At 72.4% G+C, this 13,970-nt stretch carries 14 protein-coding genes; 2 read left to right on the forward strand and 12 right to left on the reverse strand.

The features are described from left to right. Positions 1 to 12 precede the first annotated feature (12 nt). From nuoK to ABKW28_RS15270, 12 genes are all read right to left on the reverse strand, one after another. The gene (gene nuoK, locus ABKW28_RS15215; RefSeq protein WP_193670978.1) at positions 13 to 315 is read right to left on the reverse strand and encodes an NADH-quinone oxidoreductase subunit NuoK; all 303 of its coding nucleotides are present in this window, start codon (positions 313 to 315) and stop codon (positions 13 to 15) included. Beyond that, positions 315 to 1,178: an NADH-quinone oxidoreductase subunit J gene (locus tag ABKW28_RS15220; protein WP_193670979.1), complete on the reverse strand. Its 864-nt coding sequence runs from the start codon at positions 1,176 to 1,178 to the stop codon at positions 315 to 317. The genes nuoK and ABKW28_RS15220 overlap by 1 nt, the downstream gene beginning before the upstream one ends. Next, a complete protein-coding gene (gene nuoI / locus ABKW28_RS15225) occupies positions 1,175 to 1,765 on the reverse strand; it encodes an NADH-quinone oxidoreductase subunit NuoI (RefSeq protein WP_193670981.1) in 591 nt (196 codons plus the stop codon). Before nuoI ends, ABKW28_RS15220 begins: the two co-directional genes overlap by 4 nt. Before the next feature lies 1 nt (position 1,766). Then, complete coding sequence (nuoH, locus tag ABKW28_RS15230) at positions 1,767 to 3,053, reverse strand: NADH-quinone oxidoreductase subunit NuoH (protein ID WP_204797237.1); 1,287 nt, start codon at positions 3,051 to 3,053, stop codon at positions 1,767 to 1,769. Then, complete coding sequence (locus tag ABKW28_RS15235) at positions 3,050 to 5,494, reverse strand: NADH-quinone oxidoreductase subunit G (RefSeq protein WP_348611182.1); 2,445 nt, start codon at positions 5,492 to 5,494, stop codon at positions 3,050 to 3,052. The genes nuoH and ABKW28_RS15235 overlap by 4 nt, the downstream gene beginning before the upstream one ends. Continuing rightward, entirely contained in the window at positions 5,491 to 6,801 is a 1,311-nt protein-coding gene (gene nuoF, locus ABKW28_RS15240; RefSeq protein WP_193670984.1) for an NADH-quinone oxidoreductase subunit NuoF, read from the reverse strand. Before nuoF ends, ABKW28_RS15235 begins: the two co-directional genes overlap by 4 nt. A gap of 1 nt (position 6,802) precedes the next feature. Next, the gene (gene nuoE / locus ABKW28_RS15245; protein ID WP_193670986.1) at positions 6,803 to 7,591 is read right to left on the reverse strand and encodes an NADH-quinone oxidoreductase subunit NuoE; all 789 of its coding nucleotides are present in this window, start codon (positions 7,589 to 7,591) and stop codon (positions 6,803 to 6,805) included. Further along, positions 7,588 to 8,940: an NADH-quinone oxidoreductase subunit D gene (locus ABKW28_RS15250; RefSeq protein WP_193670988.1), complete on the reverse strand. Its 1,353-nt coding sequence runs from the start codon at positions 8,938 to 8,940 to the stop codon at positions 7,588 to 7,590. Before ABKW28_RS15250 ends, nuoE begins: the two co-directional genes overlap by 4 nt. Beyond that, positions 8,940 to 9,614: an NADH-quinone oxidoreductase subunit C gene (locus ABKW28_RS15255; RefSeq protein ID WP_227492366.1), complete on the reverse strand. Its 675-nt coding sequence runs from the start codon at positions 9,612 to 9,614 to the stop codon at positions 8,940 to 8,942. Before ABKW28_RS15255 ends, ABKW28_RS15250 begins: the two co-directional genes overlap by 1 nt. 104 nt (positions 9,615 to 9,718) lie before the next feature. After that, positions 9,719 to 10,273 (reverse strand): NADH-quinone oxidoreductase subunit B, encoded by a 555-nt coding sequence (locus ABKW28_RS15260; protein ID WP_193670992.1) that lies wholly within the window; start codon positions 10,271 to 10,273, stop codon positions 9,719 to 9,721. Positions 10,274 to 10,302: 29 nt separating this feature from the next. Further along, positions 10,303 to 10,662, reverse strand: a complete 360-nt coding sequence (locus tag ABKW28_RS15265; protein ID WP_179614435.1) for an NADH-quinone oxidoreductase subunit A — start codon at positions 10,660 to 10,662, stop codon at positions 10,303 to 10,305. Positions 10,663 to 10,846: 184 nt separating this feature from the next. Beyond that, the gene (locus ABKW28_RS15270) at positions 10,847 to 11,536 is read right to left on the reverse strand and encodes a demethylmenaquinone methyltransferase (protein ID WP_348611185.1); all 690 of its coding nucleotides are present in this window, start codon (positions 11,534 to 11,536) and stop codon (positions 10,847 to 10,849) included. 126 nt (positions 11,537 to 11,662) lie between these two features. Between ABKW28_RS15270 and ABKW28_RS15275 the strand changes: the two genes are divergently transcribed. Further along, positions 11,663 to 12,556 carry a L,D-transpeptidase family protein gene (locus ABKW28_RS15275; RefSeq protein WP_348611188.1) on the forward strand — a complete coding sequence of 298 codons (894 nt, stop codon included), beginning with the start codon at positions 11,663 to 11,665 and terminating at the stop codon, positions 12,554 to 12,556. A gap of 81 nt (positions 12,557 to 12,637) precedes the next feature. Beyond that, positions 12,638 to 13,924, forward strand: a complete 1,287-nt coding sequence (locus tag ABKW28_RS15280; protein WP_348611190.1) for an isochorismate synthase — start codon at positions 12,638 to 12,640, stop codon at positions 13,922 to 13,924. Positions 13,925 to 13,970: the final 46 nt, after the last annotated feature.

The following is a 13,970-nucleotide window of genomic DNA, read 5'->3' on the forward strand; positions in this document are numbered from 1 at the left end:
TGCGGCGGGCTCCTAGTACTTCAGCAGGCTCGCGTCGTCGACCGAGGCCGAGCGACGAGTCCGGAAGATGGTCATGATGATGGCGAGCCCGACCACGACCTCGGCGGCGGCCACGACCATCACGAAGAAGGCGGCGACCTGCCCGTCGAGGTTGCCGTGCTGCCTGGCGAAGGCCACCAGCGCGAGGTTGCAGGCGTTCAGCATCAGCTCGACGCTCATGAACACCACGATCGCGTTGCGGCGGGTGAGCACACCGACCGAGCCGATCGTGAACAGGATCGTGCTGAGCACGATGTAGGGGGTGACGTCGTCCATCACTCGTCTCCCTCGGGCCAGTCGTCACCCTGGGGGCGGGTGTCGGGGTTCTCGGTGTTGTGCCCGGCGCCGGCGGAGGTGTCGGCCGCGCTGCCGGAGCCGCCGGAGATGCCGCCGACGTCGGAGAGGGTGCGCTGGACGTCCTCGACGTCGCTGAGCGCCGGGGCCGAGCGGACGGTGCCGCGCGCGGCCAGCACCCGCGAGACCGAGTCGGTCGCCGGGGAGCCGTCGGGCAGCAGCGCCGGGGTGTCGACCGCGTTGTGGCGGGCGTAGACGCCGGGCGAGGGCAGCGGGCCGAGCGGGCGGCCGGTGGCGGCGTACTCCTGCACGCGGCGCGCGGCCATCGCGCGCTGGCCCTCCTTGGGCTCGAGGCGCTCGCGGTGGGCCAGCAGCATCGCGCCGAGGGCGGCGGTGATCAGCAGCGCCGCGGTGGCCTCGAAGGAGAGCACGTAGCGGGAGAAGAGCAGGTCGGCCAGGCCCTCGATGTTGCCGCCGGAGTTGGCCGCGCCCATCCCGACCATGGTGCCGAGCGAGACCTGGGCGACCACGACGACGAGCAGCACGCCCATCACCAGGCCGCCGCTGATCGCCAGCAGGCGCTGGCCGCGGATCGTCTCCACGACCGAGTCGGCCGCGTCGACGCCGACCAGCATCAGCACGAAGAGGAAGAGCATCAGGATCGCGCCGGTGTAGACGATGATCTGCACCGCGAAGAGGAACGGCGCCTCCAGCGTCAGGTAGAGCACCGCGAGGCTGATCATCACCACGGCCAGCAGCAGCGCCGAGTGCACCGCGCGGCGCACCAGCACCACGCCGAGCGCGGCCAGCACCATGAGCGGCGCGAGGATCCAGAAGGCGATCACTGGGTGGCCTCCCCGCTGGTGCCCGGCGCCGGGGCGGCGTACTGGCCCCGGTAGTAGTCGGTCTCGTCGTCGCCGAGCAGCATCGCGTGCGGCGGCTGCTCCATGCCCGGCAGCAGCGGGGCCAGGAGGTCGGACTTCTCGTAGATCAGGCTCTCGCGGGTCGAGTCGGCCAGCTCGTACTCGTTGGTCATCGTCAGCGCCCGCGTCGGGCAGGCCTCGATGCACAGCCCGCACAGGATGCAGCGCAGGTAGTTGATCTGGTAGACGCGGCCGTAGCGCTCACCGGGGCTGAAGCGCCCCGACCCGTCGGCGGACCCGGGCTCGTCGCTGTTGGAGGCGCCCTCGACGTAGATCGCGTCAGCGGGGCAGGCCCACGCGCACAGCTCGCACCCGATGCACTTCTCCAGCCCGTCGGGCCAGCGGTTGAGCTGGTGACGGCCGTGGAAGCGCGGCGCGGTCGGCTGCTTGTCGAAGGGGTACTGCTCGGTGACGACCTTGCGGAACATGGTGCGGAACGTGACCCCGAAACCCGCGATGGGGTCCCAGAACTGCTCCTTCATGCTCTTGGCGCCGGGGGACTCTGCCATGTCAGCTCTCCTCGGAGGCACCGTGGGACACGGTGGCCTGCGTGCGGGACGGGAACGTGAGCGGGGCGGCGGCGCCGCGCTGGGCGCCCCCGCTCGGCATCGGCGGGACGGGGTAGGCGCCGGTGGGTGCGGTGTGGACGTCCTCGACCGGCTCGCCGGTCTCCTCGGGCCCGAAGAAGCCCCACAGCAGGATCAGGGCCAGCAGCACGCCGCCACCGATGAGGATCTCCTGGGTGCCCAGCTCGTAGGCGGTGGAGACGTAGCGCATGGTCGCGACCAGGACGACCCAGACCAGCGCGGCCGGGATCAGCACCTTCCAGCCCAGGTCCATGAACTGGTCGTAGCGCATCCGGGGCAGGGTGCCGCGCAGCCAGATGAAGAAGAAGATGAACAGCAGCATCTTGCCGAAGAACCAGATCAGCGGCACGTACCCCTCGTTGGCGCCGGCCCAGATCTCGTCGATCCAGAACGGGGCGCGCCAGCCGCCGAGGAACAGCGTCGTGGCCAGCGCCGAGACGGTCGCCATGTTGATGTACTCGCCGAGGAAGAACAGGGCGAACTTCAGCGAGGAGTACTCGGTGTGGAAGCCGCCCACCAGCTCGCCCTCGGCCTCGGGGAGGTCGAAGGGCGCGCGGTTGGTCTCGCCGATCATCGAGATCACGTAGATCACGAAGGAGGGGAAGAGGATCGCGCCGAACCACCAGTCCTCCTGGGCCGCGACGATCTCGGAGGTCGACAGCGAGCCGGCATAGAGGAAGACCGCGACCAGGGCCAGGCCCATCGCGACCTCGTAGGAGATCATCTGCGCGCTCGAGCGCAGCCCGCCCAGCAGCGAGTACGTCGACCCGCTTGCCCAGCCGCCGAGCACGATGCCGTAGATGCCGATGGAGGCGATCGCCATCACGAAGAGCACGGCCACCGGCATGTCGGTCAGCTGCAGCGGGGTGCGCTCGCCGAACATCGTGACCTCGGGCCCGAAGGGGATCACCGAGAAGGTCACGAAGGCCGGGATCACGACCAGCACCGGGGCGAGGACGAAGACGACCTTGTCGGCCGCCTTGGGGATGATGTCCTCCTTCAGCGCCAGCTTCACGCCGTCGGCCAGCGACTGCAGCAGGCCGAAGGGGCCGTGCACGTTGGGGCCGATGCGGTGCTGCATGCGCGCCACGACGCGCCGCTCCCACCAGATGTTGAACAGCGTCAGCAGCACGAGCACGACGAAGATGAGCACGGCCTTGACCAGCACCAGCCACCAGACGTCCTGGCCGAAGAGGGGCAGTTCGTTCACAGCGAGGCTCCCTTCAGGCGCACGCGGCTGCCCGGCGAGGCCAGGCGTTCGAGGACGGAGGTCCCGAAGGAGGCCGTCGGCACCCAGACGACGTCGTCGACCATGCCGGGCACCTGCTCGACGGGCAGCGTCAGCTCGCCGCGGTCGCCCACGACGGTGACGTGCTCGCCCGAGAGCGAGGCGGCGGCGTACGTCGCGGGGCTGAGGCGGGCCACGGCCGGTCGGGCGGTGGCGGCCAGGTGCTTGTCGCCGGCCTGCATGACGCCGTCGTCGATGAGCTGCTTCCAGGTCGAGAGGGCCAGGCCCTCCCCCGGGTGGCCGGACCCGCCGCCCACCGCCCGCATCGCGGGGCGGGCGCCGTCCCAGGCGCCCAGGTCGGCCATCTCGGCGCGGACCTGCTCGACGGTGCGGAAGCCGAGCGGGGCGCCGTGGCCGGCCGCGGCCAGCTCCTCGGAGATGCCGGCCAGGACCCGCAGGTCGGGCAGGGCCGAGGGGCTGGGCAGCACCGCCTCGAAGGGACGCGCGCGGCCCTCCCAGCTGATGAACGTGCCGGCCTTCTCGACGGCCGCGGCGACCGGGAAGACGACGTCGGCGACGCGGGTCACCTCGGTCTCGCGCAGGTCGAGCGCGACCACGAAGGAGGCGGCCTCGAGGGCGGCGCGGGTGGCGGCCGGGTCGGTGGTGTCGGCGGGGTCGACTCCTCCGACGACCAGGCCACGGACCTCGCCGGCGACGAGCGCGGCGACGATCGCGTCGGCGTCGCGGCCGGGCTGCTCGGGCAGCGAGGCGACGCCCCACGAGGCGGCGGCGTCGACCCGGGCGGTCGCGTCGGCGACCGGGCGGCCACCGGGCAGGAGCCCGGGCAGGCAACCGGCCTCGACGGCCCCGCGGTCACCGGCACGGCGCGGCACCCAGGCCAGCCGGGCGCCGGTGCGCGCGGCCAGGTCGGCGGCGGCGGTCAGGGCGCCGGGCGAGGTCGCCAGGCGCTCGCCGACCAGCACCACCGTGGTCGCGTCGACCCCGTGCTCGGCGTGCTCGACCATCGCCGCGAGGGCGTCGGCCTCGGCGCCGGGGGCGGTGGGCACCAGGTGCGCGGAGAGCTTGCCCAGCCCGCGGGTCAGGTACGGCGCCACCGCGAGCACGCGGGTGCCGTGCCGGGCGGCGCGGCGCAGGCGCAGGAACACCGCGCCGGCCTCGTCCTCGGGCTCCAGGCCGGCCAGCACCACGGTGGCCGCGGACTCCAGGTCGGCGTAGGTGACGGCGCCGGCTCCGGGGGTGCCCAGCGCGACGTGCGCGGCGAGGAACTGCTCCTCCTCCGCGGAGTGCGGGCGGGCCCGGAAGTCGATGTCGTTGGTGCCGAGCGAGACGCGGGCCAGCTTGGCGTAGGCGTAGGCGTCCTCGGCGGTGATCCGGCCACCGGTCAGCACCGCGGAGGCGCCCGCGGCGGCCAGGCCGCGCGCAGCCACGGCGAAGGCCTCGGGCCACGAGGCCGGACGCAGCGAGCCGTCGCCGCCGTCCTCGACCCGGTCACGCACCTGCGGGTAGCCCAGCCGGTCCTCGAGCGCGGCGTAGGTGAAGGCGAAGCGGTCCTTGTCGGTGATCCACTCCTCGTTGACCTCGGGGTCGTTGCCGGCCAGGCGGCGCATCACCTTGCCGCGGCGGTGGTCGACGCGGATCGCGGAGCCGCAGGCGTCGTGCTCGGCGACGCTGGGGGTGGAGACCAGGTCGAAGGGGCGCGAGCGGAAGCGGTAGGACTCCGAGGTCAGCGCACCCACGGGGCAGATCTGGATGGTGTTGCCCGAGAAGTAGGACAGGAAGGGGGCCGACTCGGCGATGCCGATCTGCTGCTGCGCGCCCCGCTCGACGAGCGCGATGAACGGGTCGCCGGCGATCTCCTCGGCGAAGCGGGTGCAGCGCTGGCACACGATGCAGCGCTCCCGGTCGAGCAGCACCTGCGGGGAGAGGTTGATCGGCTTGGGGAAGGTCCGCTTCACCCCGCCCGAGGCGGTGAAGCGCGACTCGCCGCGCCCGTTGGACATCGCCTGGTTCTGCAGCGGGCACTCGCCGCCCTTGTCGCAGACCGGGCAGTCGAGCGGGTGGTTGACCAGCAGGAACTCCATCACGCCCTGCTGGGCCTTGTCGGCGACCTCGCTCGTGGCCTGGGTGTTGACGACCATGCCGGGTGCGACCGGCAGGGTGCAGGAGGCCTGCGGCTTGGGGAAGCCGCGCCCGTTGCCGGCGTCGGGGACGTCGACCAGGCACTGGCGGCACGCACCGACGGGCTCGAGCAGCGGGTGGTCGCAGAAGCGCGGGATCTGCACCCCGACCTGCTCGGCGGCCCGGATCACCAGGGTGTCCTTGGGGACGCTGACCTCGATGCCGTCGATGGTCACCTGGACCAGCTCGACCTCGGCCGACGTCTTCTCGGGGGTGGTTGTCATGCCTGGGCTCCAGCGGTGGCGAAGACGGTCGAGGCTGCGGGGTCGAAGGGGCAGCCCCCGTGCTCGAGGTGGGCGAGGTACTCGTCGCGGAAGAACTTGATCGAGCTCGAGATCGGGCTGGTCGCGCCGTCACCGAGCGCGCAGAACGAGCGGCCCAGGATGTTGTCGCACTGGTCGAGGAGCAGGTCGAGGTCCTCCTCGCGGCCCTCCCCCTTCTCCAGACGGGCCAGGGTCTGCACCAGCCACCACGTGCCCTCGCGGCACGGGGTGCACTTGCCGCAGGACTCGTGCTTGTAGAACTCGGTCCAGCGCAGCACCGCGCGCACCACGCAGGTGGTCTCGTCGAAGAGCTGCAGCGCGCGGGTGCCCAGCATGGTGCCGGCCGCGGCCATCCCCTCGAAGTCGAGGGGCAGGTCGAGGTGCTCGGCGGTCAGCAGCGGGGTCGAGGAGCCGCCGGGGGTCCAGAACTTCAGCTCGTGCCCGGCCCGCATGCCGCCGGCGAGGTCGATGAGCTCGCGCAGCGTGATGCCCAGCGGCGCCTCGTACTGCCCGGGCCGGGTGACGTGGCCCGAGAGCGAGAAGATGCCGAAGCCCTTGGACTTCTCGGTGCCCATCGAGGCGAACCAGTCGGCGCCGTTGGCCACGATGGCCGGCACCGAGGCGATCGACTCGACGTTGTTGATCACGGTGGGGCTGGCGTAGAGCCCCGCCACCGCCGGGAACGGCGGGCGCAGCCGCGGCTGGCCGCGACGGCCCTCGAGGCCCTCGAGCAGCGCGGTCTCCTCGCCACAGATGTAGGCGCCGGCACCGGCGTGCACCACGATGTCGAGGTCGTAGCCGCTGCCGTGGATGTCGGTGCCGAGGTGGCCGGCGGCGTACGCCTCGGCCACGGCCGCCTGCACCCGGCGGATCACGTGGAGCACCTCGCCGCGGATGTAGATGAACGCCTTGTTGGCGCGGATGGCGAAGGAGCTGATGATGACGCCCTCGACCAGCGTGTGCGGGCTGGCCATCATCAGCGGGATGTCCTTGCAGGTGCCCGGCTCGGACTCGTCGGCGTTGACGACGAGGTACTTGGGCTTGGGGTTGTCCTGCGGGATGAAGCCCCACTTCATGCCGGTGGGGAAGCCCGCGCCGCCACGACCGCGCAGGCCGGAGTCCTTGACCGCGGCGATCACGTCGTCGGGGGCCATGCCCAGGGCGGTGCGCAGGCCGGCGTAGCCGCCGTGCTCCTCGTACGACGCCAGGGTCCAGGAGCGCTCGGCGCCCCAGTTGGCGGTGAGGACGGGGGTCAGGGTGTCGACCACGTCAGTTCGCCTCCTTCTTCTCGGCCGCGCTCTCGTCGCTGCCGCTCTCCGCCTCGACGGCCGCCGACTCGGCCTCCACGGAGGCGTCGGTGCGGCTCGCGGCCTGCGCGCCGTCGCCGGTGGGCTCGGTGCCGGTGGCACCGGAGGCCTTCGAGGACGGGGCGCTCCAGCCGCGCTCCTGGGCGATCTGCAGGCCCACCAGCGAGGCGGGCCCGGCGCCCGGGCCCTCGTCGACACGACCGTCGGGGAAGCCGGCCAGCACCCGCTCGGCCTCGCGCCAGGTGCACAGGCGCGGACCGCGGGTCGAGGTGACCTCCTTGCCCGAGCGGAGGTCGTCGACCAGCGAGACCGCCGACTCGGGGGTCATGTTGTCCATGAACTCCCAGTTGACCATCATCACCGGCGCGTAGTCGCAGGCCGCGTTGCACTCGACGTGCTCGAGGGTGATCGAGCCGTCCTCGGTGGTCTCGTCGTTGCCGACGTCGAGGTGGTCCTTGAGCCGCTCGAAGATCTGGTCGCCGCCCATCACCGCGCACAGGGTGTTGGTGCACACCCCGACGTGGTAGTCGCCGACCGGGCGACGCTTGTACATCGTGTAGAACGTCGCCACGCCGCTGACCTCGGCCGCGGAGATGTCGAGGATCTCGGCGCACGCCTCGATGCCCTCGGGGGTCACCCGGCCCTCGGTGGACTGCACCAGGTGCAGCATCGGCAGCAGCCCGGAGCGGGCCTCGGGGTAGCGCCCGGCGATCTCGCGCATCTCGTCGAGGGTGGTCTGCGACAGCGTCATCGGTCGACGCCTCCCATCACGGGGTCGATCGAGGCGATGGCCACGATGACGTCGGCGACCATGCCGCCCTCGCTCATCACGGACGTCGCCTGCAGGTTGGTGAAGGACGGGTCGCGGAAGTGCGCCCGGAAGGGGCGGGTGCCGCCGTCGGAGACGACGTGGGCGCCCAGCTCGCCGCGCGGGGACTCCACGGGCACGTAGGCCTGGCCGACGGGGACCCGGAAGCCCTCGGTGACCAGCTTGAAGTGGTGGATCAGCCCCTCCATCGACTCGCCCATGATGTGGCGGATGTGGTCGAGGCTGTTGCCCATGCCGTCGGAGCCGATCGAGAGCTGGCTGGGCCAGGCGACCTTCTTGTCGGCGACCATGATCGGCGCGCCCTCGAGGGCGGCGAGCCGCTCGGCGGCCTGCTCGACGATCTTCAGCGACTCCCACATCTCGGCCAGGCGCACCCGGAAGCGGCCGTAGGCGTCGGCGGTGTCCCAGGTCTGCACGTCGAAGTCGTAGGTCTCGTAGCCGCAGTAGGGCTCGGACTTGCGCAGGTCCCAGGGGTAGCCGGTGGCACGCAGCGGCGGGCCGGTCAGGCCCAGCGCGAGGCAGCCCTCGAGGTCGAGGTGGCCCACGCCCTCGAGGCGGCCCTTGAAGATCGGGTTGGCGTTGCACAGCGCGGCGTACTCGGGCAGGCGCTTGCGCATCAGGTCGAGGAAGCCGCGGATCTCGTCGAGGGCGCCCGGGGGGAGGTCCTGGGCCACGCCGCCGGGACGGATGAACGCGTGGTTCATCCGCAGGCCGGTGATCAGCTCGAAGAGGTCGAGCACCAGCTCGCGCTCGCGGAAGCCGATGGTCATCACGGTCAGGGCGCCGAGCTCCATGCCGCCGGTGGCGATGGCCACCAGGTGCGAGGAGAGCCGGTTGAGCTCCATCAGGAGCACCCGCATGACCTGTGCCTTCTCGGGCACGTCGTCCTCGATGTCGAGCAGCCGCTCGACGCCCAGCACGTAGGTCGCCTCGTTGTAGAACGGCGCGAGGTAGTCCATCCGGGTGCAGAACGTGACGCCCTGCGTCCAGGAGCGGAACTCCATGTTCTTCTCGATGCCGGTGTGCAGGTAGCCGATGCCGCAGCGGGCCTCGGTCACCGTCTCGCCCTCGAGCTCGAGGATCAGGCGCAGCACGCCGTGCGTGGAGGGGTGCTGGGGGCCCATGTTGACGACGACGCGCTCCTCGGCGCCCTCCTCCAGGCCCTCGGAGATGGAGTCCCAGTCCTGGCCCGAGACGGTGAAGACGCGTCCCTCGGAGGTCTCCTGGGTGCCGGCGTAGAGGTCCTGCTCGCCGGAGCTGGTGGTAGCCATCAGTTGTACGACCTCCGCTGGTCGGGAGGCGGCACGGTGCCGCCCTTGTACTCCACGGGGATGCCGCCCAGCGGGTAGTCCTTGCGCTGGGGGTGGCCCGGCCAGTCGTCGGGCATGAGGATGCGCGTGAGCGAGGGGTGGCCGTCGAAGACGATGCCGAACATGTCGTACGTCTCGCGCTCGTGCCAGTCGGCGGTCGGGTAGACCGGCACCACCGAGGGCACGTGCGGGTCGGCGTCGGGGGCCGTGGCCTCGACGCGGATGCGCCGGTTGTGGGTCATCGAGAGCAGGTGCATCACCACGTGCAGCTCGCGCCCGGTGTCGTCGGGGTAGTGCACGCCGCTGACGCTCGAGCACAGCTCGAAGCGCAGCGCCTCGTCGTCGCGCAGCACGCGCGCGACGGTGAGCAGGTCCTCGCGGCGCACGTGGAAGGTGATCTCGCCGCGGTGCACGACCACGCTGCCCACGGCCTGCTCCACCCCGGCGGAGCGGGTGGCGGCCTCGAGGGCGTCGGCGACCTCGTCGAACCAGCCGCCGTAGGGGCGCTGGGACGGCGCGGGGTAGGTGACGGCCGAGACCAGGCCGCCGTACCCGCTGGTGTCGCCGGTGCCGCGCACGCCGAACATGCCGTGGCGGGTGCCGACCTGGTGGACCTGGCCGGGCGCGGCCGGCAGGTTCTCGGGCGACTGCTCGACGGCCGGCTGGCCAGGGGTCTGCTCGGGCCCCTCGGGCGCCGCCGAGGTGACGCCCTTCTCGGCGTCGCGCTTGTCGTCGTCGCTCACCGCAGCAGGCCCTTCATCTCGGAGGTCGGCAGCGCGGTGAGGCGCTCGTTCTCGAGCTCCTCGATCTGGGCGGCGCGGTTGGCGCCCAGCTTGGTGGCCTGGACCTGGTCGTGCAGCTTGAGGATCGCGTCGATCAGCATCTCCGGGCGCGGCGGGCAGCCCGGCAGGTACATGTCGACGGGCACGACGTGGTCGACGCCCTGAACGATCGCGTAGTTGTTGAACATGCCGCCGGAGCTGGCGCACACGCCCATGGCCAGCACCCACTTGGGCTCGGCCATCTGGTCGTAGATCTGGCGCAGCACCGGGGCCATCTTCTGGCTCACCCGGCCCGCGACGATCATCAGGTCGGCCTGGCGCGGGCTGGCCCGGAAGACCTCCATGCCGAAGCGCGCCATGTCGTACTTCGGGCCGCCGCTGGTCATCATCTCGATGGCGCAGCAGGCCAGGCCGAAGGTGGCGGGCCAGAACGAGGCCTTGCGCATGTAGCCGGCCACGCCCTCGACGGTCGTCAGCAGGACGCCGCTGGGGAGCTTCTCCTCGATACCCATGACTGGGTCCTTTCGCAGATGTGGTCCGGTCAGTCCCAGTCGAGCCCGCCGCGACGCCACTCGTAGGCGTAGGCGACGGTGATGTTGACCAGGAACAGGACGACGGCCAGCAGCCCGAAGCCGCCCAGGGCGTCGAAGTGCACCGCCCACGGCACCAGGAACATGATCTCGACGTCGAAGATGATGAAGGTCATCGCGACCGTGTAGAACTTCACCGGCACCCGGCCGCCGCCGACCGGCTGCGGGGTGGGGTCGATGCCGCACTCGTAGGAGTCGAGCTTGGCGCGGTTGTAGCGCTTGGGTCCGGTGAGCGTGCTGACGCCCACCGAGAAGACGGCGAAGCCGGCGGCCAGCGCGGCCAGCACCAGCACCGGGGTGTAGAGCTCCATCGCGATCCCTTCCTCCTACGTGCGCCACGCAGCCCGGGTTGTGACCTTGTGAACCGAATCACTAGTGGCGTGACGCACAGTCTGCCACTCCCCCGCACGGGTGGCGACCCGGGGGGTGGGCACGTGCCGGGCCCGGGATCGGGGCCCTGACCTGCGCATTTAACGCACGTCGACGTTGCGTAATTCAGGCGGTGGCGCGGTGCAGGGCGACGATGCCGCCCGAGAGGTTCTTCCACTCCACGCCGCTCCAGCCGGCCCCGGCCACGAGGTCGGCCAACCCGGCCTGGTCGGGCCAGGCCCGGATCGACTCGGCGAGGTAGACGTAGGCGTCGGGGGCCGACGAGACGGCCCGGGCCACCGGCGGCAGCGCGCGCATCAGGTACTCGACGTAGAGGGTGCGGAAGGGCGACCAGGTCGGGTGGCTGAACTCGCAGACCACCAGGCGCCCGCCGGGGCGGGTGACCCGGCGCATCTCGGCCAGGCCGGCCGCGGGGTCGACGATGTTGCGCAGCCCGAAGGAGATCGTCACCGCGTCGAAGGTGTCGTCGGCGAAGGGCAGGCGGGTGCCGTCGCCCGCGGTGAAGGGCAGGTGCGGGCGCGCCTGCTTGCCCACCCGCAGCATCCCCAGGGAGAAGTCGCAGGGCACGACCGTGGCGCCCCGGTCGTGGAACGGAACGCTGGAGGTGCCGGTGCCGGCGGCCAGGTCGAGCACCCGCTCGCCGGGCACCGGGGCCACGGCGTCGAGCACCTCGGTGCGCCACCGGCGGTCCTGGCCCAGCGAGAGCACGTCGTTGGTCACGTCGTAGCGCTTCGCGACGGCGTCGAACATGCGTCGTACGTCGGTCGGCTGCTTGTCCAGGTCTGCTCGGGCCACGGTCGCAGCGTAGAGGCCCCCGGCGAAGTCCTCCGCGGGTGGGACGCAACCTTCCTCCCCGCTCGTGCGTCTCCCTGGCGCCACCACCGCCGCGCCCGTGGCCGGCTGCACCCGGAAGGACCCACCATGACGAACCCCACCCGCCTCGCGATCCTCGTCGCGCTCCTGCTCCTGCTGCCCGCCACGGCGTACGGCGCGGGGCTGGCCCAGGAGCGGTGGATGGGCGGCGCGGAACCCTCGACCCAGGGTGCTGCGACCGCGGCCGACCCGGCACCGTCGGGCGGCGCCACCTTCGAGCGGCCCGTGCGCCCGGCGCGTCCCGCCCGGCAGCCGGTGGCGCCCGCCCCGGCCCCGATCGAGCCGGCCATGGTGCCGGGGCCGACGCTGCTCGGCCCTGGCGCCGAGGGTGAGGAGGTGCGCGACCTGCAGGCCCGCCTGGCCCAGATCGGGTGGTTCTCGGCCGGCGTCACCGGGTTCTACGGCGACGTCACCGTCGCGTCGGTGCGCGGCTTCCAGGCCAAGCGCGAGGTCCCGGTGACCGGCGAGGTCGACCGCCGCACCCTCGACCGGCTGCTCGCGATGACCCGCGAGCCGAGCACCGACGAGCTGCACCCCGAGCGGGTGGTCGCTGCGGCGCCCTCCGCCGCACTCGACCCGCGCTGCCTCGTCGGCACCGCGCTGTGCGTCGACAAGACCACCGCGACGCTGTCGTTCGTCGTCGACGGGCAGGTGCGCACCACCCTCGACGCCCGCTTCGGCGGCGCCTCGACACCGACCCGCGAGGGGCTGTTCACGGTCCAGCGGATGAGCCGCGACCACGTGTCGAGCCTCTACGACACCTCGATGCCGTTCGCCATGTTCTTCTCCGGCGGCCAGGCCGTGCACTACTCCCCCGACTTCGCCGCCGTCGGCTACGCCGGCGCCTCGCACGGCTGCGTCAACATCCGCGACCACGCCGCGATCGCCGCGATCTACGACCAGGTCTCGATCGGCGACCGGGTCGTGGTGCACCGCAGCTGACCGGGCGGCGGTCGGGGCCCGGGCCGTGAGGTCGCCCACGCGGGCTCCGGGCGCGGCCCTGCGCTGAGTACCCTCGACCCCGTGACGACCAGCGCGAGCCCCGGGCCCCAGGGCGCCATCGACGCTCCCCTGCTGGCGCGCACCGTGCCCGTCGACGTCTCCGGGCTCGACGCGCTGGGCTCGCTGCTCGACCTGCTGCCGCCCGACCACCCGGTCAGCTGGCTGCGCCGCGGCGAGGGCCTGGTCGGCTGGGGCTGCGCCGCGCAGGTGCGCACCGAGGGACCCACCCGCTTCAGCGACGCCGCGAAGTGGTGGGAGGAGACCACCGCCCGCTCGGTGGTGCGCGACGAGGTCGAGGAGCCCGGCACCGGGATGGTCTGCTTCGGCACCTTCGCCTTCGCCGACGAGCCCGGCGACTCGGTGCTGCAGGTGCCGTCGGTGGTCGTGGGCCGCCGGGGCGACCGCGCCTGGATGACCGTCGTGGGCCGCGGCAGCCTCGAGGCGCTGGAGCCGCGCCTCTCCCCCGCCGCGGCGCCCGACGCCCCGGCCGGCGTCACCTTCGCCGACGGCTCGCTGAACTCCGAGGAGTGGATGTCGGCGGTCGCCGACGCGGTCTCGCGCATCGGCGGCGCCGACCTCGAGAAGGTCGTGCTGGCCCGCGACCTGGTGGCCACGGCCGACGAGGACGTCGACGTCCGGTGGCCGCTGCAGCGTCTCGCGGCGGCGTACCCGATGTGCTGGACCTTCCACGTCGACGGCATGTTCGGCGCCACCCCCGAGATGCTGGTGCGCCGCGAGCGCGGGCTGGTGACCTCGCGGGTGCTGGCCGGCACCATCCGCCGCACCGGCGACGACGAGCGCGACCTCGCCCTGGCCGCCACCCTGGCCCGGTCGTCGAAGGACCTCGAGGAGCACGAGTACGCCGTGCGCTCGGTCGCCGACGCGCTCGAGCCGCACTGCTCCTCGATGAACGTGCCCGAGGCGCCGTTCGTGCTGCACCTGCCCAACGTGATGCACCTGGCCACCGACGTGGCCGGGGTCGTCCACGACGCCCAGACCGTCTCCTCCCTCGACCTCGCCGAGGCGCTGCACCCCTCGGCCGCCGTCGGCGGCACCCCCACCCCCGAGGCGACCGCGCTGATCACCGAGATCGAGCGGATGGACCGCGGCCGCTACGCCGGGCCGGTGGGCTGGATGGACGCCAGCGGCGACGGCGAGTGGGGCATCGCCCTGCGCTCGGGCACCGTCGACGGACGCAGCGTGCGGCTCTTCGCCGGCTGCGGCATCGTCGCCGACTCCGACCCCGAGGCCGAGCTCGCCGAGGCCCAGGCCAAGTTCGTGCCGGTGCGCGACTCCCTCTCCACCTGACCCGGCCCAAACCTCGCGCCGACCCGGCCCAGACTTCCCGCCCGGG

The sequence above is a fragment of the Nocardioides sp. 31GB23 genome (assembly GCF_040012395.1).
GTDB classification, from domain to species: Bacteria; Actinomycetota; Actinomycetes; order Propionibacteriales; family Nocardioidaceae; genus Nocardioides; species Nocardioides salarius.

What these genes read in the sequence shown, in the direction of transcription:
- ABKW28_RS15250 (WP_193670988.1), bottom strand. Translation starts at nt 8,940, where the DNA reads ATGGCTACCACCAGCTCCGGCGAGCAGGACCTCTACGCCGGCACCCAG.
- nuoK (WP_193670978.1), bottom strand. Translation starts at nt 315, where the DNA reads ATGGACGACGTCACCCCCTACATCGTGCTCAGCACGATCCTGTTCACG.
- nuoE (WP_193670986.1), bottom strand. Translation starts at nt 7,591, where the DNA reads ATGACGCTGTCGCAGACCACCCTCGACGAGATGCGCGAGATCGCCGGG.
- ABKW28_RS15235 (WP_348611182.1), bottom strand. Translation starts at nt 5,494, where the DNA reads ATGACAACCACCCCCGAGAAGACGTCGGCCGAGGTCGAGCTGGTCCAG.
- ABKW28_RS15275 (WP_348611188.1), top strand. Translation starts at nt 11,663, where the DNA reads ATGACGAACCCCACCCGCCTCGCGATCCTCGTCGCGCTCCTGCTCCTG.
- ABKW28_RS15265 (WP_179614435.1), bottom strand. Translation starts at nt 10,662, where the DNA reads ATGGAGCTCTACACCCCGGTGCTGGTGCTGGCCGCGCTGGCCGCCGGC.
- ABKW28_RS15260 (WP_193670992.1), bottom strand. Translation starts at nt 10,273, where the DNA reads ATGGGTATCGAGGAGAAGCTCCCCAGCGGCGTCCTGCTGACGACCGTC.
- nuoI (WP_193670981.1), bottom strand. Translation starts at nt 1,765, where the DNA reads ATGGCAGAGTCCCCCGGCGCCAAGAGCATGAAGGAGCAGTTCTGGGAC.